This is a genomic window from Paenibacillus sp. FSL K6-1566 (assembly GCF_038050475.1).
GTDB classification, from domain to species: Bacteria; Bacillota; Bacilli; order Paenibacillales; family Paenibacillaceae; genus Paenibacillus_AQ; species Paenibacillus_AQ lactis.
Map to the genome: position 1 here is coordinate 3,883,243 of NZ_JBBOSR010000001.1, position 21,804 is coordinate 3,905,046.

General features: G+C 51.5%; 16 protein-coding genes. 6 read left to right on the forward strand and 10 right to left on the reverse strand.

The annotated features are described in order from the left end of the window. Positions 1–33: 33 nt before the first annotated feature. The 4 genes from pcp to pxpB all read right to left on the reverse strand — a co-directional run bounded on the left by pcp (position 34) and on the right by pxpB (position 3,251). Positions 34–666, reverse strand: coding sequence for a pyroglutamyl-peptidase I (pcp, locus tag NST08_RS17035; protein WP_341342037.1), 633 nt, complete (start codon positions 664–666; stop codon positions 34–36). A gap of 107 nt (positions 667–773) precedes the next feature. Next, a complete protein-coding gene (locus NST08_RS17040) occupies positions 774–1,532 on the reverse strand; it encodes a LamB/YcsF family protein (protein WP_007130272.1) in 759 nt (252 codons plus the stop codon). Further along, positions 1,529–2,533, reverse strand: a complete 1,005-nt coding sequence (locus tag NST08_RS17045) for a 5-oxoprolinase subunit C family protein (protein ID WP_341342038.1) — start codon at positions 2,531–2,533, stop codon at positions 1,529–1,531. The genes NST08_RS17040 and NST08_RS17045 overlap by 4 nt, the downstream gene beginning before the upstream one ends. Positions 2,534–2,546: 13 nt before the next feature. Further along, positions 2,547–3,251, reverse strand: coding sequence for a 5-oxoprolinase subunit PxpB (gene pxpB, locus NST08_RS17050; protein ID WP_210095205.1), 705 nt, complete (start codon positions 3,249–3,251; stop codon positions 2,547–2,549). A 318-nt stretch (positions 3,252–3,569) separates the two neighbouring features. Between pxpB and NST08_RS17055 the strand changes: the two genes are divergently transcribed. Then, on the forward strand, positions 3,570–3,749 hold the full coding sequence (locus tag NST08_RS17055; protein WP_341342039.1) for a hypothetical protein: 180 nt from the start codon (positions 3,570–3,572) through the stop codon (positions 3,747–3,749). Between the two features lie 89 nt (positions 3,750–3,838). Here the strand turns inward: NST08_RS17055 and NST08_RS17060 are convergent, their stop codons facing one another. Beyond that, complete coding sequence (locus tag NST08_RS17060) at positions 3,839–4,570, reverse strand: metallophosphoesterase family protein (RefSeq protein WP_007130276.1); 732 nt, start codon at positions 4,568–4,570, stop codon at positions 3,839–3,841. Between the two features lie 380 nt (positions 4,571–4,950). Between NST08_RS17060 and NST08_RS17065 the strand changes: the two genes are divergently transcribed. The 3 genes from NST08_RS17065 to NST08_RS17075 all read left to right on the forward strand — a co-directional run bounded on the left by NST08_RS17065 (position 4,951) and on the right by NST08_RS17075 (position 8,088). Further along, the gene (locus NST08_RS17065) at positions 4,951–6,207 is read left to right on the forward strand and encodes an extracellular solute-binding protein (RefSeq protein ID WP_028407151.1); all 1,257 of its coding nucleotides are present in this window, start codon (positions 4,951–4,953) and stop codon (positions 6,205–6,207) included. Positions 6,208–6,286: 79 nt separating this feature from the next. Further along, complete coding sequence (locus NST08_RS17070) at positions 6,287–7,249, forward strand: carbohydrate ABC transporter permease (protein WP_251537564.1); 963 nt, start codon at positions 6,287–6,289, stop codon at positions 7,247–7,249. A 17-nt stretch (positions 7,250–7,266) separates the two neighbouring features. Next, positions 7,267–8,088: a carbohydrate ABC transporter permease gene (locus NST08_RS17075; RefSeq protein ID WP_040738704.1), complete on the forward strand. Its 822-nt coding sequence runs from the start codon at positions 7,267–7,269 to the stop codon at positions 8,086–8,088. Between the two features lie 145 nt (positions 8,089–8,233). Here NST08_RS17075 and NST08_RS17080 read toward each other — a convergent pair whose 3' ends face one another. Further along, positions 8,234–9,835, reverse strand: a complete 1,602-nt coding sequence (locus tag NST08_RS17080) for an MDR family MFS transporter (RefSeq protein ID WP_341342040.1) — start codon at positions 9,833–9,835, stop codon at positions 8,234–8,236. A gap of 180 nt (positions 9,836–10,015) precedes the next feature. Between NST08_RS17080 and NST08_RS17085 the strand changes: the two genes are divergently transcribed. Then, a complete protein-coding gene (locus NST08_RS17085; RefSeq protein WP_341342041.1) occupies positions 10,016–11,245 on the forward strand; it encodes an aminopeptidase in 1,230 nt (409 codons plus the stop codon). A gap of 280 nt (positions 11,246–11,525) precedes the next feature. On the opposite strand, the gene NST08_RS17090 is transcribed toward NST08_RS17085, so the two are convergent. Continuing rightward, on the reverse strand, positions 11,526–15,446 hold the full coding sequence (locus tag NST08_RS17090) for a fibronectin type III domain-containing protein (RefSeq protein ID WP_341342042.1): 3,921 nt from the start codon (positions 15,444–15,446) through the stop codon (positions 11,526–11,528). 577 nt (positions 15,447–16,023) lie between these two features. Here NST08_RS17090 and NST08_RS17095 point away from each other — a divergent pair. Continuing rightward, positions 16,024–17,190: a hypothetical protein gene (locus NST08_RS17095; protein WP_144868818.1), complete on the forward strand. Its 1,167-nt coding sequence runs from the start codon at positions 16,024–16,026 to the stop codon at positions 17,188–17,190. A gap of 373 nt (positions 17,191–17,563) precedes the next feature. Here NST08_RS17095 and NST08_RS17100 read toward each other — a convergent pair whose 3' ends face one another. The 3 genes from NST08_RS17100 to NST08_RS17110 form a co-directional block, all read right to left on the reverse strand. Continuing rightward, positions 17,564–18,136, reverse strand: coding sequence for a DUF1697 domain-containing protein (locus NST08_RS17100; protein ID WP_341033155.1), 573 nt, complete (start codon positions 18,134–18,136; stop codon positions 17,564–17,566). A 344-nt stretch (positions 18,137–18,480) separates the two neighbouring features. After that, the gene (locus NST08_RS17105; protein ID WP_341342043.1) at positions 18,481–19,881 is read right to left on the reverse strand and encodes a protoporphyrinogen oxidase; all 1,401 of its coding nucleotides are present in this window, start codon (positions 19,879–19,881) and stop codon (positions 18,481–18,483) included. A 465-nt stretch (positions 19,882–20,346) separates the two neighbouring features. After that, complete coding sequence (locus tag NST08_RS17110; RefSeq protein ID WP_341342044.1) at positions 20,347–21,786, reverse strand: extracellular solute-binding protein; 1,440 nt, start codon at positions 21,784–21,786, stop codon at positions 20,347–20,349. Positions 21,787–21,804: the final 18 nt, after the last annotated feature.

Below are 21,804 nucleotides of genomic sequence, written 5' to 3' on the forward strand. Positions count from 1 at the left end.
CAACAACCCAAGCCGGTTCAGAAAAGCTTACGGTTATTCCGTCAGCTCATCGATCGTCGTTCGAACAATGACTTTAAGCGCTCGAAGCATCGTATCATGGGACAGCGTCGGCAGCCCCGGCTTCTCCAAGGCCATCTCCGTCGATGCCGGAAAATGAACGAAGCCGGCGAGGATTGGCAGCCGCCGCTTCCGGATCTCGTTCAGCACCGCATACATGGTGTTATTACAAATATAAGTGCCTGCCGTATTGGATACGGCTGCTGGAATTCCAGCTTCCTTCATCCGATTCACCATTGCACGGATCGGAAGGGTCGCAAACAGACCGTCCGGGCCCTCCGGATCGATCGGCTCATCCTGCGGCCTCGCCCCCCGGTTGTCCGCGATCACGGATTCGGGCGGCACATCCTTGGTATTTATCGCGATCCGTTCAGGGGTAACCGCGGTTCTTCCTCCCGCCACCCCGCAAGCGATAACTGCGTCCGGTTCAAATGTACGGACCTCCTTCAGCAGGAGCTCGGCGCACTCGTCATAATGAACCGGCAGCAGGACCGTTCGGATTTCCGCATCCGCGAAACTTTCGTTTTTGATATCGTTAATCAATCTTTCCGTCGGGTTAATGGCGCTTCCGCCAAAGGGCTCGAAGCCTGAAATCAGTATTTTTTTCATTGGTCATATACTCCTGTAATCCATAATGTATATTATCTCACGAGTTCTTCATGATTGAATGGCGTATGATCTACGGTATACCTGTATTGAGGTGTTGGAAGCCTTATTTAAAGGATCGACTGCACTCGCACCCCTTCCGATTCAAGCCGGGTACGCAGGGTACGTGCGAATACCGGCGCATGCGGACTGTCGCCGTGAATGCATATCGTATCGGCGACGATCGGAATGATCTTGCCGGACTGCGACATGACCACGCCCTCCTTGACCATCCGGAGGACTTGCCGGACCGATTGCTCCTCATCCGTAATGAGGGCGCCGGGAAGGCTCCGCGGCGTCAATGTTCCGTCATCCTGATAGGTGCGGTCGGCAAATACTTCGCTTGCCGTTCGAAGCCCCGTCCGCTTGCCGGCATCCACCAGCTCGCTGCCGGCGAGCCCGTATAGGATTAGCCCCGGATCGATTCGATGGACGGCGCAAGCTATAGCCTCGGCCAGGGGGCGTGAAACAGCCGCCATATTATACAAAGCACCATGGGGCTTCACATGATGAAGCTTTCCACCCTCTTGAAGCGTGATAGCCATCAAGGCCCCCATCTGATACGAAACCATATCGTATGCCTCATCCGGCGTAATGTCCATTCTTCTTCTTCCGAAGCCGACCAGATCTGGCAGGCCCGGATGCGCACCGATCGACGTTCCGTGCGCGATCGCTTGGCGTACGGTAAGACGCATGACCGAAGGATCGCCGGCATGAAATCCGCAGGCGATATTGGCCGAGGTGATGCATTTCAGCAGCTCGCTATCCGATCCAAGCCGGTAGGTGCCGAAGCTTTCTCCCATATCGCAGTTAAGATCCACTTGGATCATGGAACCACTCCCTCTATTTTTCGCTTGATCATCTCACGGACGATGGCTAGCTCGCGCTCCCGTTCGTCCCGCAGACGTTCTGCCTCACGGAGCGTAATCTCCCTGAAGCGCAAGGTTCCTCCTGGCTGGAGCTGCGCGACCAGCGGGATATCGACCGAAGCGATCTGCGCGATTTTCGGATAGCCTCCGAGCGTCTGCCGGTCCGCCATGAGGATAATCGGCTGGCCGTCTGCAGGCACCTGAATCGTGCCCAAAGCAACGGCTTCCGACACATATTCCTTAGCCTTAGTCAGCCGCAGATCGGGGCCTTTCAATCGGTACCCCATCCGGTCGGATTCGGGACGGATCCGGAACGGTTGATGGAAGAAGCCATGCCGGCTGACTTCGTCAAAATCCTCATATTGGCGCCCCGGCATGGCCCGGACAGTTACCTCCTGCCCGGTTGCCGGAATCTTCCCCGGCAGCGCAAACCATCGCGGCGCATAGAATGCGCCTGTTATTGTAGAACGGTCAACCGATCGGTGCGAAAGCCGTGACGGGTATGTGGACAAACGGTCGCCTGCATGAAGCGGTCGTCCCTCCCATCCGCCGATGCCGGCCCGCAAATAGGTGCTGCGGCTGTCCATAACCTTCGGGACGTTAAGCCCTCCCGACACGGCGAGATATGCGCGGCATCCGAAACGGACTTGTTGAAACGTGAGGACACTATCCCTCCGGACATAAACCGGTCGCCACATCGGTACAGGCGTATCCTCGATCCGCGGCGACAAATCCCCGCCCGTAACGGCAATCCATCCGTCCTCCTCCATCCGCAGCGAGAATCCGGACCACGTGATTTCGAGCGCAGCCGCTTCGTCCGGATTGCCTACGAGCCAGTTGGCGACACGATGGGACTCCTTGTCCATAGCACCGGACGTAATGACTCCGTACTTGCCATAGCCAAACCTTCCAAGATCTTGAACGGTAACCAGCAGCCCCGGCTTCAAGACGGTTAATCGCATAGCATCACTTCCCTTAGTCGATCATATTCCGCCGGTCAATCGGCCGAAAACGAATGTACTGCCCGCACTGCAGCAAAGTCGGAGGCTGCCGGTCTGGCCTAAACAGGGCGAGCGGGGTACGGCCGATAATTTGCCAGCCTCCCGGCGTTTCGATCGGGTAAATGCCCGTTTGCGTGCCCGCGATCCCAACAGAGCCAGCCGGGATACGCGGTCTGGGCGTCTGTTTTCGGGGAGCGGCAATACGCTCTGGAACACCGCCGATATAAGGAAAACCGGGCGCGAACCCGATCACATAAACCAAGTAATCCTGCCCCGAATGCAGACGGATGACCTCATCGGCCGTTATTCCGTTATGCTCCGCCACGATCTCCAGATCCGGTCCATAATCACCGCCATAACAGACTGGAATATCCACTACCTCCTGGATGGAACGTTGCTTCCCATTTTCTTCATCCGCTTTAAATCGTTCTTGCAGCAAGGAGCACACATAGTCGAATGTGGAACTCGAATCATCCGGTTTCTGAACCGTCAAGGGGTCGTAATAAATGCTTAAGGTGGTAAAGGAAGGCACGCACTCTATAAACCCCCGAAAAGGATTCCGTTCCACCCGCTGCGTAAAGTCAACGACCCGCTGATGGACCGCATCGGTGATCCCATCGCCTAACTGGACAAGAACGGCAGCATCCCCGAGCGGGTGCATCGAGTAGGACTTGCTCATCTTCTCATTACTCCATTCCATATGTACTGCCTTACGTACGCCTGCAAAAGCTAAGAATACTCCTATGATAGCAGATAAACCGCTGCCCGTTGAGCTTGAATTCTGCATCCAATATGAAATTACGAATGTTCTTCGCTACTTACGAAAAGAACAGCGCCTGAAATGATGATCAAAGCGGTTTCAACCTACCCCAAGTACATTTTTCGTTAATGTCCCCGGGTCGTGATTCGGTAAGGGTAAGAAACATGTGGTAATTTTGGTATAATTTCATCCCAGCATTGGAATCCTACATTTGTCCACGATAAAGGAGGTGCCACAATGAGCGAAACAAACCACAATGGCAATCAGCCGACTAAAGCCGAAGTACAGCGTACGGAGCTGAACAAAATGCCGGTTCCGGGTGATTTTGAAACCGGGATTTCCGAAGAGGAAGTTACCGAAGCATTCAATCAGCAGCAACAGCCAAGCGCCAGTCAGCAATCCGACAATCAATCATAATAGAAAAGCCTGAAACAGCCCCGCACCGGATTTTTGCATCATCGCGAAAATCGGTGCGGGGCTGCTTGTATTTTTTCGATTCGCTCGCCTTAAGATTTGCGGCCCTGATAACGACCGGTTCGAAGCTCAATAATATACCCTTCCGGGGAAGGCATGCCCGATTGCAGCGCATCCTGCACTGCCTGTTCTATATCATACGGAACACGTATGAACTGAATGTTTAACGGAGCACGGTCTTCGCTCCCAAGCTCTCCTTCCATAATACAATAGGAGGCTTCGCATAGCTCAAGTGGGTTGCCGACGCTGCCGGTATTAAACAGGATCTTCCCATCCAGGTGGTGAATAAACGCGTTGTGGATGTCACCATAACCGGCGACGTCGGACTCTTCCCGGGTTTCACACAAATCCGAGGCCTCAAACATCGATAACTGCTTCCCCTTATCGTCCCAGGGTTGTATCCGCTCATATACACTTCGAGGGGAGGCATGAAACAGCCGGATCCGTTTGCCGCTCATTTTGAATTCAATGGTGCACGCAAGTCTGCTTAAGTACTCGAGCCGCTCGGCCCCCAGCTTGTTCTGATGCCATTGCAGCACCGGATTGTCCGTTTCATTCCCGATAAAGTCGTCCCAGTTGCCCTTAATCACCCGATCGCAACGGCTCCGTATCAGATCGACCGCTATATCCCCGTCCGGGCCTTTGCCGACGAGGTCGCCGAGACAGAAGATCCGGTCCACTCCCCGCCGGTCCATATCGTTCAGAACGGCCCGAAGTGCAGGAATGTTGCCATGAATGTCGGATATAACCGCAATAGTCGCCATAGTTCTAGCCCCCTAGAAAAAGTAACTCGAAACACACAACCAGCAATCGCTCATGCGCTGTTGCTCTATGTAGAAGGAATATAACAAACTTGCCAAGCAGGAGCAATAGAAATGCAGTCTAATGAACCTTCGCCGCAGCAGCTCACCCTATAATCAAACGTTTAAGGGTTGCTGCGTCTTGCGGATTAGCATAACGTTTCACCTGCTTCATGGACTCCTTTATCTTCTCTAAATCAATTCGATTTATGTCTCCATATGGAATGTTTCAAGGGTTCGTCTACTATTTATATAAGTAATAACCTTACTTTTGCTCACATGAGCGAGGTAGCTGAATACTATTTAATCATCAACGACTTCACCGCGTTAGGAGGCCGACGATCGTGAACATTCGCAGGACGGTATGCTTAGGACTACTCATGCTGATCATGGTGATCAGCGGTTGCGCCGGTACGACACCGACGGAGAAAACGAAAACGCTTACGCTCTGGTACTGGAACCGAAGCCTGGACGACGACCTGATCAAAGCAGCAGAGCAGCAATTTCCCGGCATCCGAATCGATGCCCAAAAAATCGGAGGCGATTTCAAATCCAAGCTCAAAACAACGCTCGCTGCCGGTTCGGGAGGACCGGATATTGTCGCCTTTAATGACTGGGTTGCCGAGCTGTTTACAAGCTCCGACCGCTTCTATGACTTGTATGATCTGGGAGCGCAGCAAATCGAGCAGGACTTCCTGGAATGGAAGTGGAGGCTCGGCGTAACTCCAGGAGGAGAAATGATAGCGCTTCCGATTGACACGGGGCCGACAGCGCTATTCTATCGTGCGGATCTGTTCGAGGAGGCAGGCCTTCCATCCGATCCGGATGAGGTCCATGAGCAGCTGGCGACCTGGGATCAGTATTTCGAGGCCGGGCAGAAGCTGCAGGAGCATTTTGATAATAAAGTAAAAATGCTGGATAACATCAATAACATCTATAACCAAGTAAACGCCCAGTCGGACCGGATCTATTTTAATCCTGATGATACGTTTATCGGGGATACAGCCGATTCCTCCATGAAAACGGCATGGGATTTGGCGGTGAAAGCGGCTGAGATGAAGCTGAGCGCCAATGCCAGCACCCAGTCCTCCGAATGGAATGCCGCGATGAATAACGGGCGGATCGCTTCCTTTGTCGGGGCGGTATGGATGAAAGAAATCCTGATGCAGGCTGCTCCGGATACGTCGGGCAAATGGAGAGTTGCCCGGGCGCCGGGCGGCGACGGCAACAACGGGGGCTCCTTCCTGGCGATCATGAAGACGAGCAAATATCCGCAGGAAGCGTTTGATGTCATCCGCTGGATTCAAAATCCGGAGAACCAGATTCAATCCTTCGATAAGATGAATCTGTTCCCTTCCGCTACGAAGGCGCTGGACGCCCCTGTGATGAGCAAGCCGGAGGCGTTTTTCGGGAACCAGGCGACGGGTGAAATCTTCTCCGCCTCGGCGATGAACGTCAAGCCAGCCTATTTCGGCGGTAAACACGGCAATCTGAACGGCATTGTCAGCCGGGAGCTTTCCTCCGTCGCCTTGGAAGGCAAGAACCCGGATAAAGCCTGGAACGACGCGCTCGCGCGGGTCAAGAAGGAGCTTCTGCGCTGATGGCTCCGATACGTAAAGAATCGCCACGGCTGCACCGCGGACACGCATATCCCATCGGATTACGGGAGGTAAACACAAGATGAAGAATTCCATGCTGAATCACCCTGCTCCTCCGGAACAAAAAGCTGTTCCTAGTCATCCCCGGCCCAAGCATCGGTTGACGTCTGAGATATGGAAGCATCGTAAGGAGTACTTGGCCATCTCGCCCTTTTTCATCGTATTTGCCATCTTCGGTCTGTTCCCGATCGCCTTCTCGATGTTCCTGTCGTTTCAGAAATGGGACGGCATCGGAGAGATGTCCTTTAACGGCCTGAATAACTATCAATTCATGCTGACCGATCCCGAGTTCTGGAAAGCAGTCGGAAACACCCTGTTGATCTGGGTCTACTCGACGATCCCGATGCTATTCTTCGCGCTTATCATCGCTTTCCTGCTGAACGCGGCGTTTGTGCGCTTTCGGACTTTTTTTCGAATCGGCTATTTTCTTCCCAATGTCACCTCGCTCGTAGCCGTCGCCATCGTCTTCGGAACGCTGTTCTCCAACAATTATGGTCTGCTTAACTACGTGCTATCCCTGTTTGGCATTCCTTCCGTCGAGTGGCTGAACAAAACATGGGGAATCCAGCTTGCCGTCTCCGTTATGGTGATCTGGAGATGGGTAGGCTACAACGCCATCATCTATTTGGCAGGGCTGCAGAGCATCCCGTCCGTGCTGTACGAAGCCGCAAAAATCGACGGCGCTTCGGGAATCCAGGCCTTCTTCAAAATTACCATCCCGAACCTCAGGCCGATCATTCTGTTTACGGTTATCACTTCGACGATCGGCGGCATGCAGGTCTTTACCGAACCGCAGGTGCTTGTAGGCAATGACGGCGGTGTCAGCGGCGGCGGGCTCACCATCGTCCTGTATTTGTACCGGGAGGCATTCGTGCACAACTACTTCGGGTATGGCGCTGCTGTCGGCTGGGGAATGTTCGTGCTGATTGCGCTCTTCTCGATACTGAACTGGCGAATGGTTCAAGGCAAGCCTTCCAATGACTGATGATAGGGGTGAATCTCATGCTGAAATGGAAATCCATATTGCTGCATCTCGGGTTAATCGCCGGTTTGATCATGTCGATCTTCCCCTTCTATTGGCTTCTCGTCATGGCGACACGCACCACTTCGGAAATCTACAGCTTTCCGCCGAAACTGTGGTTCGGCCCTCATCTTTACGATAATATCGCGAGAGTTCTGAGCAGCATCGACTTTTTCGGAGCCTTCTGGAATACCTTGTTCGTCGCTTCCGCTTGCACGCTGCTGGTGCTGTTCTTTGATTCACTCGCCGGCTTTACCTTCGCAAAATTTAATTTTCCCGGCAAAAAATGGCTGTTCGTCCTGCTCCTCGCAACCATGATGGTTCCGGCTCAGCTGTCGCTCGTGCCGTCCTTTGTCATCATGGCGGAATTCGGCTGGGTGGGAACTTATAAAGCGCTGATCATCCCGGGCATGGTCAATGCGTTCGGGATTTTCTGGATTCGGCAGTATGCCCAGGAGTCCGTGCCGTCCGAGCTGCTGGACGCCGGAAAAATCGACGGCTGCGGCTTTTTCCGCCTCTACTGGAATATTTCGCTCCCGATATTAAGACCGGCATTGTCATTCTTGGCTGCCTTTACGTTCATCGGGGTTTGGAACGACTATCTGTGGCCGCTCATCATCCTGAACGATGAGAACAAGTTCACGCTTCAGGTGGCGCTCTCTTCCTTGAACGGCATCTATACCACCGACTATTCCATGGTGATCGCCGGTACGCTGCTCGCGGTCATCCCGCTCATCGTGATGTTCCTGTTCATCAGCAAGCAGTTTATATCCGATATTGCCGCCGGGGCAATTAAGAGCTGACCCTATATTAAAAAAAGACTGCCCGGCAGGATCACAGATCCGGCGGGCAGTCTTCGTTATAACTGAAAGACGTTTACATTCAGCTGTATTCGTTAAATATATAAGTTGAACAAATGGATGGATGTCAACTCATATATTTGTTCCGTTAATGTGTGGCTTCAGGCACGGGGCCTCCTAACATTCGATCGGAATCCTCGGCAGCCCCCTTCTCCTTTCCAGGGTAAACCTCCGTCTCATCTTTAACCTCGGCTGTTGCATCCAGCTTTTTCGGTCCCATCAGCATCGCTGCAGTCAGCGCCAGCACGGCAGGAATGATCGCCCAGGCGAATGTTGCGGCGATGGAGGAAGCGAGCTGTTCCGAAATGGGCTTCAGCAGATCCGTCGGGATGAGGGTGCGGGTATCCGGCGAAAGGAGGACATGCGGGTCCGAGAGCGATAACCCTTCCTTCACCAGATCCTTGGTTCCTTCCCCGGTTGTCAGCGACTGCTGAAACGTCCTGCTCTGGATCAGGCCAAATACCGTAATGCCAATCGTCATTCCGACGGAGCGCGTAAAATTAAAGGTTGAGCTTGCCATCCCGCGCTTGGTATAAGACAAACCGTGCATCACGGCCGTACTAAGCACCGAGAATGAGCCGCCGATGCCAAGACCGATCAGGATCATATACAAGGTAACGATGAATCTGTCGGATTCCGCCGTCAACGTGGAAGCCAGCACCATCCCGCCCGCAAACAGTACAAGGGTCGGAATCATAATATTGCGATAAGATACCTTGGTCATCAGAAAACCGCTAACGGTCGCGGTAATGACGGAGCCGAGCATCATCGGAAGCAGAACGAGTCCGGAGCTCGTGGCGCTTCCGCCGAGCACGCCTTGCACAAATATCGGGATATAAACCGATGCCACGATAAATGAGCCCCCGCTGAACAATCCGCATAGTACGCTGGTCGAATACAGTTTATTTTTGAACAAGCCGAATGAAATGATCGGTTCCTTCGCCCTTCTCTCCGCCAATATGAAGAGCACGAGCATTACCGCCGCTGCCGCAAACAAGCCTAGCAGCATCCACGAATCCCACGCCAGCTGCTTGCCTCCCAGCTCCAGCGCAAGCATGAAACAGATGACACCCGTCAGCAGGGTAACAGCGCCAGCCCAATCAATCGGCTGCTTGGAACGGGCATGCGATTCCCGGTAGAACCCGGTGACCATGAGGAACGCAAGAACGCCCAGGGGCAGATTAATATAAAAGACCCACTGCCAAGCGATGTGATCCGTGATATAAGCGCCTGCAAGCGGTCCGAAAATGCTGGATAAACCAAACACCGTACCGAACAGCCCCATCAGCTTGCCCCGCTTCTCAAGCGGAACCGTATCATACATGATCGCGAACGTAATCGGCACTAGCGCACCGCCGCCAATGCCTTGAACGGCCCGGTAAATCGCCAGCTCCGTGATCGAACCCGCCGTGCCGCAAAGGACCGAGCCCAGCATGAACACGATCATCCCGAAGATAAAAAACCTTTTGCGTCCATACATATCCGACAGCTTGCCGAAGATCGGCATGCCGGCCAGTTCTGCCACCATGTAAGCCGAGGTGACCCATACAAAATGATCCAGCCCGCCCAGCTCACCGACGATATTGCCCATCGCTGTAGCCACGATCGTATTGTCCATCGACGCCATCAAAATACTGAGGAGAAGACCGGCAAGCACCACGGATAGCCGGCTGGTTTGTTCTTTTTTCACTTCTCATACACTCCTTCTCGAATAAGCTTCAACTTTTACTAAGGACAGTGTACAGGGGGATATATGACAGGTGAGTGTCACACTTTATCAAGATGATTATAAGTTGCGATGTGAACGGTGCTAGCGTTCGCCGCATCGTGGTAGAATAAGAGTGCACATCAGAAATGGAGGCTTCTACATATGGACAATTTCGAGAAAAATTTGGAGAAGTACGCGGAACTGGTCGTGAAGGTCGGCGTTAACATACAGCCCGGCCAGGTTCTGATCGTCAACGCACCGATTGAAACGGCAGACTTGACCCGGCTTATCGTTGCCAAGGCCTATGATGCCGGCGCCAAGTACGTGCAGGTCGACTGGGACGACGAGAGGGTCACCCGAATCCGGTACGAGCATGCACCGGCCGATTCCTTCGGGTACTATCCGCAGTGGCAGGCTGATGCGATGGAGCAGCTCGCAGCAGGCGGCGGCGCGATTCTTCGTATCAAGGTGCCGGATCCTGAGCTGTTCCGGGGCATCGACTCCGTCAAAGTATCCACTGCCGTCAAAGCCGCAGCGGTGGCGAACGAGAAATACCAGGCCTACGTCCGGAATAACAAAATCAGCTGGTCCCTGATTAAAGCGCCGACCCGCGCCTGGGCCGATAAGGTATATGCCGATCTGCCGGAGGAAGAGCGCATCCCGGCGATGTGGGATGCCGTATTCCGGATGAACCGGGTATACAGCGACAATCCGGTTGCCGCATGGCGCGAGCATATCGCCCAGCTGAAGGAGAAGCAAAACCACATGAATGCCAAGCGCTATAAGAGCTTCCACTACCGCGCTCCGGGCACGGATCTTCATATCGATATGCCGGAAGGCTATCGCTGGCTCGGCGGCGGCGACGAGAATGAGTCCGGCGTCTATTTCGTTGCCAACATGCCGACCGAAGAGATCTATACGATGCCCCATCGCACGGGGGTCAATGGAACGGTCACCAGCACCATGCCGCTCAATCTGAACGGCCGTCTGGTGGAAGGCTTGAAGCTGACCTTCAAGGACGGCAAAGTGGTCGAGTATGATGCTGAAGTTGGCCGCGAACATCTGACCACCTTGCTCGAAACGGATGACGGGGCCTCCTATTTAGGCGAAATGGCGCTCGTCCCGCATGATTCTCCGATCTCTAAGCTGAACCGCGTGTTCTACAACACCGGAATCGATGAGAATGCTTCCTGCCACTTTGCGCTGGGCAGCGCCTATCCGGTTAACATTGAAGGCGGAACCAAGCTGAGCAAGGAGGAGCTTGTTGCGCGCGGAGCCAATGTCAGCCTAACCCATGTGGACTTCATGGTCGGATCCGCGGAGCTCGATATTGACGGCGTGCTCGAAGACGGCACGATTGAGCCGGTCTTCCGCGGCGGCCGCTGGGTGTAAACTGCAATAACCAGAAATCGACAACATGTTTGAAGCGAATCTCAGTACTTCGCACAGTTAGCATTATATGTTATGAATTCGTTCGAATGCATGAACAAAAATAAGGCCCTGTAATTTTAATATTACAGGGCCTTGATTTATGCCACGTTTTACAATCCGCACCCGGATTATCGGGTATTGGGGGTTCCGGCGCTATGCTGTGCCGAACAGCGCATGAATCGCATTTAGTGCTGTACGATCCCTAGAATCGGTTGCACCTGCCGGGGAAGACATCTTTTTATTAAATAGACGAACTTCCTTCTCCAACAACTGCTCCCTCTTCCAAGTGAGTTTCGGTTCCCTCCTCAAGCCCGGTTTCCGCTTCCGCTTCCGTTCCCTCTTCAGCCTCGGCTCCTGCCCCCGCTTCAGCTCCCTTTTCAGCCTCGGCACCTGCTTCAGCTGCTGTCTTAACGGTTAACGGCTCACTCGGCTGTGATTCGATATCCTCGGCATTCACTGCCGTGACGGTAAACTTATACGCCGTTTCCGGAGCAAGTCCGGTTATCTCATATACGCTGTCGGTAACAGTAGCCTTTCGTTCGCCGTCCATGTATACATGATATCGGATGGTCTCATCTTCCGCGCCTTTTACCGGCTCCCATTCAAGCTGAACCGAGGAAGTGGTCACCTTCTGCGCTTTAAGCTTGGATGGAGCGGCAAGCTTGGACGACTCACCGGTAGTTGTAAACGTCCAGACGTCGGAAACGGCTCTGCCGCCAAACTCGTCTTCGGCCACGACATACCAAGAGTACGTTCCATTCGCTTCAAGCCCTTCCCAGCTCTGTGCGACTTCCGCACCGCTTGCAGCCTTTTGAGGCGTGCCGATCGCAGTCCCCTTCAAATGATTCACTTGAATGGAGTCCGTAGCTACACGCTTCAGTTTCGGCTCAAGATCCAGATCAATCGTGAATTCGTCAATGCCCGGCTTCGTATAGTAGTTATACTTATCCAGGTATGGCGAATACGTGTTCACGATGATTCGATCGCCTTCGGTATCAAAGTGCAGCAATCGCAAGTAACCCATTCCGCCCTCGGCGTGTCCTTGATAATCCGCAAGCATTTGATAGACTGTACGATCCGGCGTGCCGTCGCCATTATCGTCCAATTCGCTTTTGAGCATATTCGCGCCCGTGTAGTGTCCGCTCAAGACGGCAACGACATTCGGGTTTGGTACAACGACTTCTTCATACAGCTTGTTGCCTACGGCCGAGCGTGTACCGTTCGACAGCAGGTAATCGTGGAAGTTGAGGAATGCGATGCGATCCGGATACTCGGCCAGCACCTCATTCATCCATGCAATATCCTCATCTTCGATGCCCCAGCCCATATACATCATGATGAAGTCGTTGCCTTCAACGGAGATAAGATCATAATGACCGCGGTTGTCCTTATAGGAGCCGCCATAGTATGGCTGATCCTTATAGCGGTTCTCTCCGAAATATCGGCTGTATGTCGTATAATCCCAATCATAGCTGCCGACATCATGATTACCAGCCAGGACGCCGTGCGGCAGATCCGCCTGTTCCAGCATGCTCATGTATCCGTCGGCACGCTCCCATTGATACTGGGCAGCCGGATCATTCACGATATCGCCGGTGTGGAACAAATATTTCATATTCATCTCATCGATATTATTTACGATCCAATCGAACTGCTGCTGCTGAATATGCGGATACAGCTCGGTCAGGAATTGCGTGTCGGACACCCAGACGAAGGTATAGTCATAATCGCCGCGGGATGGGATTTCGTCCTGAACGATAATGTCCGCCTTATTATCCCTAATGTATTCCGAGGCCGCCAGTTCCCCGCGAAGGGTAAAGTCATCCTCCGAAGCCGCGATATGCTTCGTAATTTCCGTCCACTTGCCGGCAGCATGGTTCCAGGCATACATCGTCACCTTCCGGCCGGCAACCGTATGCCCTTCCCACACCACCTCTACCTGATCGCCAGGTTCAACCGCATGCTCCAGCTCTACATTAAATCTTAAGTATGGAAACTTGGACGTCGAATCCAACGTGACATACTCGTCATTGGATTTCGAAATCCGCTCAAGCTCTTCCTGGCTTAGCGCTTCCTCGCCTTCCGGATGCCGAACCTTCGGCGGCTCCTCATCGCTGGCATGCTTGGATACGGTAACCCGTCCTTCACTGAGCGAGTCGTAACGGTAAGCCTGGTGGAAAGATACTTTGAGCTCATCATCTGTCGGGTCACTTACCTGAACCTTTAACTCCGGCTGTAATCCGTCAACAGTCTCCCCATCTGCAGGAGACACGGGAACAGGCGCGTTAGGGTGCTCCTGCGGCGTATGGAAGGTGACGGTCTGTTCCGAACGATTGCCGGCCTTATCGGCTGCAGCAACGACCAGCTGATGTGCTCCCGGTTGTAATGCTGCGGAAGAGGTAGCATAAGGAACATCAATCGGTTGACCGTCCAGCTTGGCCTGCAGCGTATCAATGCCGGATACACTGTCACTCGCGGTCACATCGATGGTGAAGCTTCCTTTGTACTCCTTGCCTTCTTCAACACTCGGAAGAATGCTTGGCCCTGCATTGTCCACCAGCACTGTTGCTGTTGCGGTTTTCTTTTTGGCTTTCAGCATGACGTTGTGGGGTCCGTCCGCTGCCTGTGTCGTATCCCAAGCATACGATACTGCGGTTAATCGGTCTGCCGGAATATCGAAGGTGAAATCGACATAAGGCAGAAACCGGCCGTCATCACCCAGATCATGCACAAGAGCCGGGTCGCTGTAGTTCGGGTCACGAAGCTCCGTTCCATCGCTCAGCAGGAGCCGGACATTGCGGGCGTTAAAATCGTCCATGTTGCCTGTCGGCTTATCGTCCTCGAAATATGTCTTGTCATTATCCCCCGCTCTGAGGGTGATGGTTTGGAGGCCGCTGGACAGCCGCTCCGGCTCAATCGGTACAACGATCGTCTGGTAGCCATCCATATCGGGATCGGTCCGGTGCAGCACATCCTTGCCGATCGTTACCGTGTTGACGCCATCGTCGATACCGTCGCCCTCAAAGACAAAATATGCGGGGAACTCCATAGCCGGTGCGCCCTGCACCAGCTTCCCGTCGATATAGAGCTCGAGCTCTTGTGCCGGCACCCGATCCGACGATCCGCGGATATAGGCCGTTCCGCCAAGCAACTCATTATCTTTTACGTTCAGTCGCTCTTTTGCAGAGCTGCCTGTCAGATCAACCTTATACATCCTGCTGTTCTGTTCTTTATACGAGTCGGACACCGTAAAGAAATACTCCAGCTTGTGATGTCCCAGCAGCTCAAGGAACGGAATGGTATACCGGTAACCTTGTTCGCTTTCTTGAAGCTGCACGACCTTGACTTCCTCTTCCCCGTCTACCCGATACGAAAGCGCTAATGTAGTTATCGGGTAATCACTGCTAAGCTCCGCGGCAATGTCCACGTCTTCCCCCGGCGAAACGACGCTTGTCTCCGTACGATTCACGACGGAAGGAAGCTTGGAATTTTGAACATGCACCGGCTCCGAAGGAACGATGGAGTGCTGCAGACTGCCTGGCGTCGCTTTGTGCTCACGATAGGAGATGCGCTGCATCTTGATGCTGCCGTCCTCGGGGTATTTATAAAAGATGCCGAGGTCCTCTTCATTCTGAACTTCTCCGTCATTATAGAATGCAGACACCACCGGACGGCCGGTGTTCGTGACAACGACCAGCTCCCTCATACGGGAGTTGGACATGCCTCCGGAGAATATTTTAACGATATCGGTATTTTCCGTCAGATTTGTGCCGTAATTTCGATTAAAATCGTCGACCGTTGCTTGATTGTTCTGACCGTTGATGATCCAGAAGACGAGCGTGCCTCCAGGCTCAATCATTACCTCATCGGGAACATGGGCCCAAAGGGTATCACTCTCTAAGTAGCGGTACCGAAGCTTGTAATGACTGAAATCGATCACTTGATCCGTGTTGTTGTATACTTCGATAAACTCGTAGCCGTCCGCCGTTCCTACATTCGTCGAATCCGGCACGAGCTCCGTGATTAACAGCACCGGCATCCCGCTTGATGGTTGGCCCGGTCTGGCCGAAGCTTGTCCGTAGCCTGAAGCAAACCATCCTGACATCACCAAACTTACGATCAAGAGACATGACAACCAACGATTCCTAACGATCTTTGACATGGAAAACCTCCTAAAATGATGTAGTGAACAATCAATTCAGTTTCCCAATTCTCCAGGTCTCCATGGGATCTCCAAGTTTTTAAGGCGCTTACACAATGATTCCCTCGCTTATCACGTGGATTGGATTTGACCGGTTGTTCGCCCGCTTACCAAATCTTAGGCATATCTGAAATTCATCACCTCCCAGATTCATAATTGCATATTTCAGCATCTATTTAAACAACTTTATGTAAATTTTGATAAATGATCAGAAAGTCTCAGTAACCAACGAAAATACTAGTTCTTTTGAACAGGACATCTTCGGATATCTCCCGGTGATTCCGTGTATAAAAGTCTACTTGATGTGCGTAGCGTATTTGCTTTCGTATTATTACATTTATAGTTATTCCGACTACTGTTAAGGGAGTGTTAAAGTATTTTTCGCGTTATATCGAAATTGTCTCATGCTAAATTCATAAATTTCCCAACGCTGCCTAACTTTTGGTCTGGTTTAGGTGTTTATATTTATAACTTAATTCCAAAACTACTTATTTTTTTGGAATAAGCCCCGTTCAATAAATACTAGGAGGGTGAATCCATGAAAAAATCCATTCTGCTTTCCATAGGAATAGCAGCTGCTCTGGGAGCAAGCACTTCCATTTATGCTTATAGCGCCGTAGAGCAATCGCTTGAAACCAAGGTACAGGATAGCAGCATATCTGAGACGATACCGGCTGAAATGGAGAGTAACGTTATAGAAAATACTTCCACTGCAAACGAACTTCCTGCACCGCTTACGCCGATTACTGTGAATATTGAGCATAGCTCTTATGAAGACCTGCATATCCCTTTAGATTTGGCAGATCGAGCAATGTTTCACACCAATCGAATCACCTCGAGCAATCCTATTAAGGAATTGGTATTGGCTCATGCAACGGATTGGGGCACAAATAATGAAATTCAAGTAATCTATGCGCTTGAAAGTGGGTCGGAAGTTCAGTTATTTCAAGCAGATCTTTCTCCAAATGTATCTATTGACTATTTTAAAAATTTGAGCATTTACGATCCAGCCGAACTGTCCGTCATTGATATCCATGGTTTCCAAGCTGTCATTGAGGATGGAAGCCCAAGAAAAACAGTCCACCTTGTAACGAATGAACACGTATATATCGTAGTTTCCGTTTACGAGGATGTGTCTCTGGAGTACTTGATTGAAGTAGCGAAAGAAATTAAGGTCACAGAAGACGATACGATACATCAAAATAAAGAAATTACCGCGGCAAACGGCCAAGAAACAGTTGTTCCGCCAGATCCGGACGTGCAAGACAACAGGGTTGACCTTTCTCAGCTACCAGAAGGTGTTGAAGTGCGTATTCCTGAATCGATTAAAGACACTGCTCCTGCAGATATAAGTTCTGCACAGACCAGTGACACTCCTGATATGAAACAACTTACTCCTATCACTGCTCATGAAGTTGGTCCTGGCGAGTTTCATTTCTTCGCAAGATACCAATCGTTAAATGGTGCTGAGATTGTTGTAAATCAGGTGCCTATCAAGGGAAATACCATTGAAACCATACAGGGCTTCTATAAAGAACCGACAGAGGTTACCGATATCAATGGTCATACCGTTGTATATGTGGATGGTGAACATAGAAAAGCCGCACATTTATTGATGAACGATCATCTGTTCAATGTCTCAGCTACTATTGGAGATCTTGATGATCTAATGAATGTGCTCAAACAAATTCAAGAGTATCAATAGTGAACTACCGGCCATCCATTTCCCGCCTCGTATATACACAAAAAAAGATCCTGCGACAAATGTGCAGGATCTTTATGTGGGAAGCGGTCAATATTCCTTAATTACTATGCAGCTACTTTCCAACTGCTAGGGTGCCTTGCCTGAGAAGTAACGAAGAAATCTCGCTCTTCTTCTCCTTTTACGAGTGTTCATGGCGAATCAACTTCCTTTCGGAATGACATTTCTGTTCTTCCGTCCGTCGATTGACATTTCCACTTCCCACTTGTTATAAATGTACCCGCTCTACCAGGAATGAATCAGGTCTATTCAATTTTTTTGTCAATGCGACATGCGTAAATAAGAGATATTCAGTGCATCTGGTCACGCAAAGCGATCATCTCAAACTCCGGACATCCATTTCTGCCGCCAGCTGTGCCAGCTTGTTCGTTGTCTTCCAATTGCGCATCGTAACCGGCACGCTCAGCTTCTGCAGCTGATTGGTCAGCTTCGAATCTCTGGCGCTTTTCTTAAGCAGCAAATAAATATTGCTGCCTATACAACGGATCGTTTCTTCCTCGTTCGCAGCTGCAACGAGCTTGTCCACTTCTTCCTGCGAAGGGGCATCCGGCAGCATTCCTACATAAAAGCTGACGAAAGCCGAAACTTCATCCGCTTCCTGTATCATCGCTTCCGAGAAAGGACAGCTCCGAATGATGTCCTCCATTTCCTCCCCTGTTCGAAATATGACCGAAATGGAGTAACCGAAGGCCTCGCGGATTCCATTCTCAAATAATTCCTTCAGCTCGGTCTTAGATTTGGGCGATTCAAACAATACATTACCACTCTGTATATACGTCTGGACACGGGACAGACCGAGACCCTCGAGCAGCGTTTTTAAATCGGCCATTTTGATTTTATGGTGTCCGCCGACGTTAATACCCCTCAGCAGTGCAATATAGATGGTCACTTGAAGCACTTCCTTTCGTGCAAGGCTGCAAAACTAGTTCGTATCGATGCTATTTTCCAGACTTCAATTTGGTTTAACCATATTATAAATTTTATCCGCTCGATGTACACGCTTTTCGGGATCTGCTAATGTGATGTCCGACCGAGCCAATTCACTGATTATGGTGATAAACGTATCTAGCAGCCAAAAGGTTAGCTATGAGGGGAAAATTAGTCTGACGATAAATTTGAAGTTGATGCTCAAGCCTTCTTACTAACCAAGCTCAACCTGTACTTACATAAAAAAAGCCCCAGCGAACGATTTCTCACTGGGGTGTAAGAGCATGATGCTTGGGTCTAAAACGATTAACCTCGAAACGAATCCTCCACCCGTTCCATAATTAGACCAGCCGTGCGCTCCCCGTTCGCAATGCAATCCGGGATGCCGACGCCGTAGTACGAACATCCGGCCAGCAGCACGTTAGGGTAATGCCTTGCCATTGCTTCCTCCAGCGACTTAACCACATGGCGGTGCTTCAAGTGATAGTTCGGCATATTATCCTGCCATTTGGTGACCTCGCATGTAACCGGGCTCGCATCAATCTCTAAGCTCCGCTTGATATCGTCTAACGCGACCTGCTTCAACTCGTCCTCGGACATGCGGATCAGTTCGTCGTAATGGAGACTGGAGCTCTTGTAGAACAGCCGCATCAGCAGGCGCTTTTGGCTTGAGGTATGCTCCCATTTCCGGCTCGTCCACGTGCAGGCATCGCATTTCAGATCCGTATCCTTAGCCGTAATAAAACCCGTCCCGTCATAAGGAAGCTCATTGTCTTCAATATCAAATCCGAGATAAACGCTAATCAGCGACTTGGTAAGCAGCTGATCAAATTCTTCAGCCAGCTTCGGCTCCGGCAGCAGTTCTTTTGCCGACGAGCCCAGCGTGGCAAGTACAACGTAATCCGCCTCCAGACTCTGACCGTCCGCCAGAGAAATGGTATAGGCGCTCCCTTTCTTCTCCAGCTTCGATGCCTGAACGCCTTTAAGGATTTGCGCATCGGAAAGATGCGTTTCCAGTGCATCTATGATTTCGGAAGCTCCATTCTTAAAGGAAAGGAACTTCTTGCCGGAGCCTAAGTATTTGTGGCGATTTTCAGCCAGTCCTCCCATGATGCTTCCATAGGTATTTTTGTATTCCAGCAAATACGGGAAGGTTGAAGCGATCGTCAAGTCATGCAGCTCCCCGGAGTACACACCCGATATCACGGGAGCAATCTGGTTACGAACAAGCTCCTTGCCAAGAAACGCCTCCAAAAACTGTCCGAGCGAATCGTCCTTGCTGAAGGTCTCGTTCGGCATATAATAGTCCTTAAGAGCCTCTACCTTTCCCTCGGCGGACACAAGCTCGCTCTCGGCCAAGGACTTCAGGCTAAGCGGTATACCGAACACACTTTCATCCGGGATCTTCTTCAATCCCTTATTCGTATAAATAAACGACGTTCCCGTGGCATTGTATACCACTCGATCCGTCAAGCCGAGCTCTTCGAGGAGCGGAGCTACGTTGGTTTTGCGGGCTACGATGGAATCCGCGCCGGTCTCCATAATAAATTCACCGTCATGGACCGTACGGATTTTGCCCCCCAGCGTATCGCCGGCCTCGACCAGCACCAGCTTCATGTCACGGCCGGCATGCTGCAGCTTTTTCTTCAAATAATATAATGTGGACAGACCGGTAATACCTCCGCCTATAACTACGGTAGTTGTCACTGAAATACACCTCGAAATATGTAAAGTTGAAATCGTTACCCCTGTCTCGCTTTGCTTCCACTTTCCCATTGTATCCAATTCACTAGTATATCATAGGAAATACCGGACGGACCTCGCGTATTCCCTCAATTGTGTGAACAGTTTGCCGGTCCCATGCCCCTTATCCCAGAAAAATACAAAAACTCCGCGAGGTCTCTCGCAGAGCTTTGTAAAGCGGGAAGCGGTTTTCCATCTCACGCAATATTAAAATTGCTACTCAAGGTGTTCCTTGGGAACGATTCAGGCGTGGCCTTCCTCATTCCCTACTCTGTTGTCCATGGGTATCAACATCCTTTCGGTTAGCTGACAATACGTCATGTTATCCGTCTGGTGATGATCAATTCCACTCCCCACTTAGGATATATATACCCGCGCGATCTATAATGAAACATTCACAGCGAATTCATAGTATGCCCGTTTAGGTATTTATGGTTTAACGGTGGAGGCCTCAAGCCGCTCATTAAACAGGGACTCCATTCGGCTGCAGGTATCCGCAGGTGTCTCCATTCCCGCCCACAGCAGATTCAGCTCATCAAATAGCAATTCGATTTCGGACTGCGTCAAATTGAGCGTATGCAGCGGATAGGCATGTGGCAGCACATCCAGGTAGCAGTTGTAATGCTCGGGATGAATGGCCGGGTCAAGCAGTGCATCGTCCTCCGCAGCAGACCGAAGGACCGGAATCGTGCATCCGTATTGCTTGATCAGCCGCTGCCCCTCATCGCCTGTCATATAATCGACCAGCTTCTCGGCTACCTGCCGATGGCTGCTGCGCGCATTGATCGCAAGCCCCCCGCCGAGCAGAAGCGTAGCCGGTTGCTTGCCTCGCGGAAGCTCCATCACGTCCCAAGCGATGGAATGATCGCGGAACTCGTTCATGAAGTAATACGTCGACATGATCATGGCCACCCGTTCCTTCATGAAGAGTCCCTCCGCCAAATGACTGCTGCCATGCGCGTAGATCGGCGAAACATGCTCCTTATACATCAGGGACAGGCAATACTCCAATGCTTGAATGTTATTCTCATTCGCCATCGTGCTGCGGCTGCGGTCGCTCTTCATGATTTGTCCATTATTCTGGAGCAGGAAGACGGGCCAGCGGTTGGACGAGGCGGAGAAGCAGAAGCCGTAATGCTCCACCATCCCGTCCTCATCCGGTGCCTTCGTGCACAGCTTCGCCACGCGGAGCAGGTCGTCCCAGCTCTCGAGCGGCTGGTATTCCTTGATCCCGTATTTCTCGAAAATCGACCGGTTAAAGCAGATGACGACAGGCGAGAAGATGAATGGCGCCGCCAGCATCTGCTCCCCTTGCTGGAACAGCGGGAAAACTTCCGGATAGCTGACTCCTTCCTCAAGCAGATGAGGGGGAATATAGCCGGTCAGAAGGTCGGTACGGCGGCTCTCTACCCATTCTCTGGAGTGCATTTCGGACATGACGAATACGTCCGGTCCCTGCTCCTCATCCATCGAATGAATAAGCGTGCGGGTATAGTTCTCCTCCGAATACAGCATCAGCTCCACCTTAACGAACGGGTATTTCTTCTCGAAGGATGCAATGATTCGTTTCACGATTTCAATCTCATAGGAAGTGGAGAACCAGGCCAGCTTAATAACGACCGGCGTTCGGTCCTCGTCCGGAAGCTTGACGCGATTGCCCTTGCCGGCAATCTTCTCGATTAGCCCCTCATGGACAAGCTCATCAAGCGCCTTACGGATGGAGACCCTGCTCATTTCGTATTTCTGGCTCAATGTGTTCTCCGGTAAAATAAACTCTCCCGGCGCAAGTGTCCCGCTTACGATCTCATTCCTGAGATCCTGCAAGAAACGCTCATAGCGTTCATGAAATTCATTTCTTCTACGTAACAATATATACCGCTCCTATAC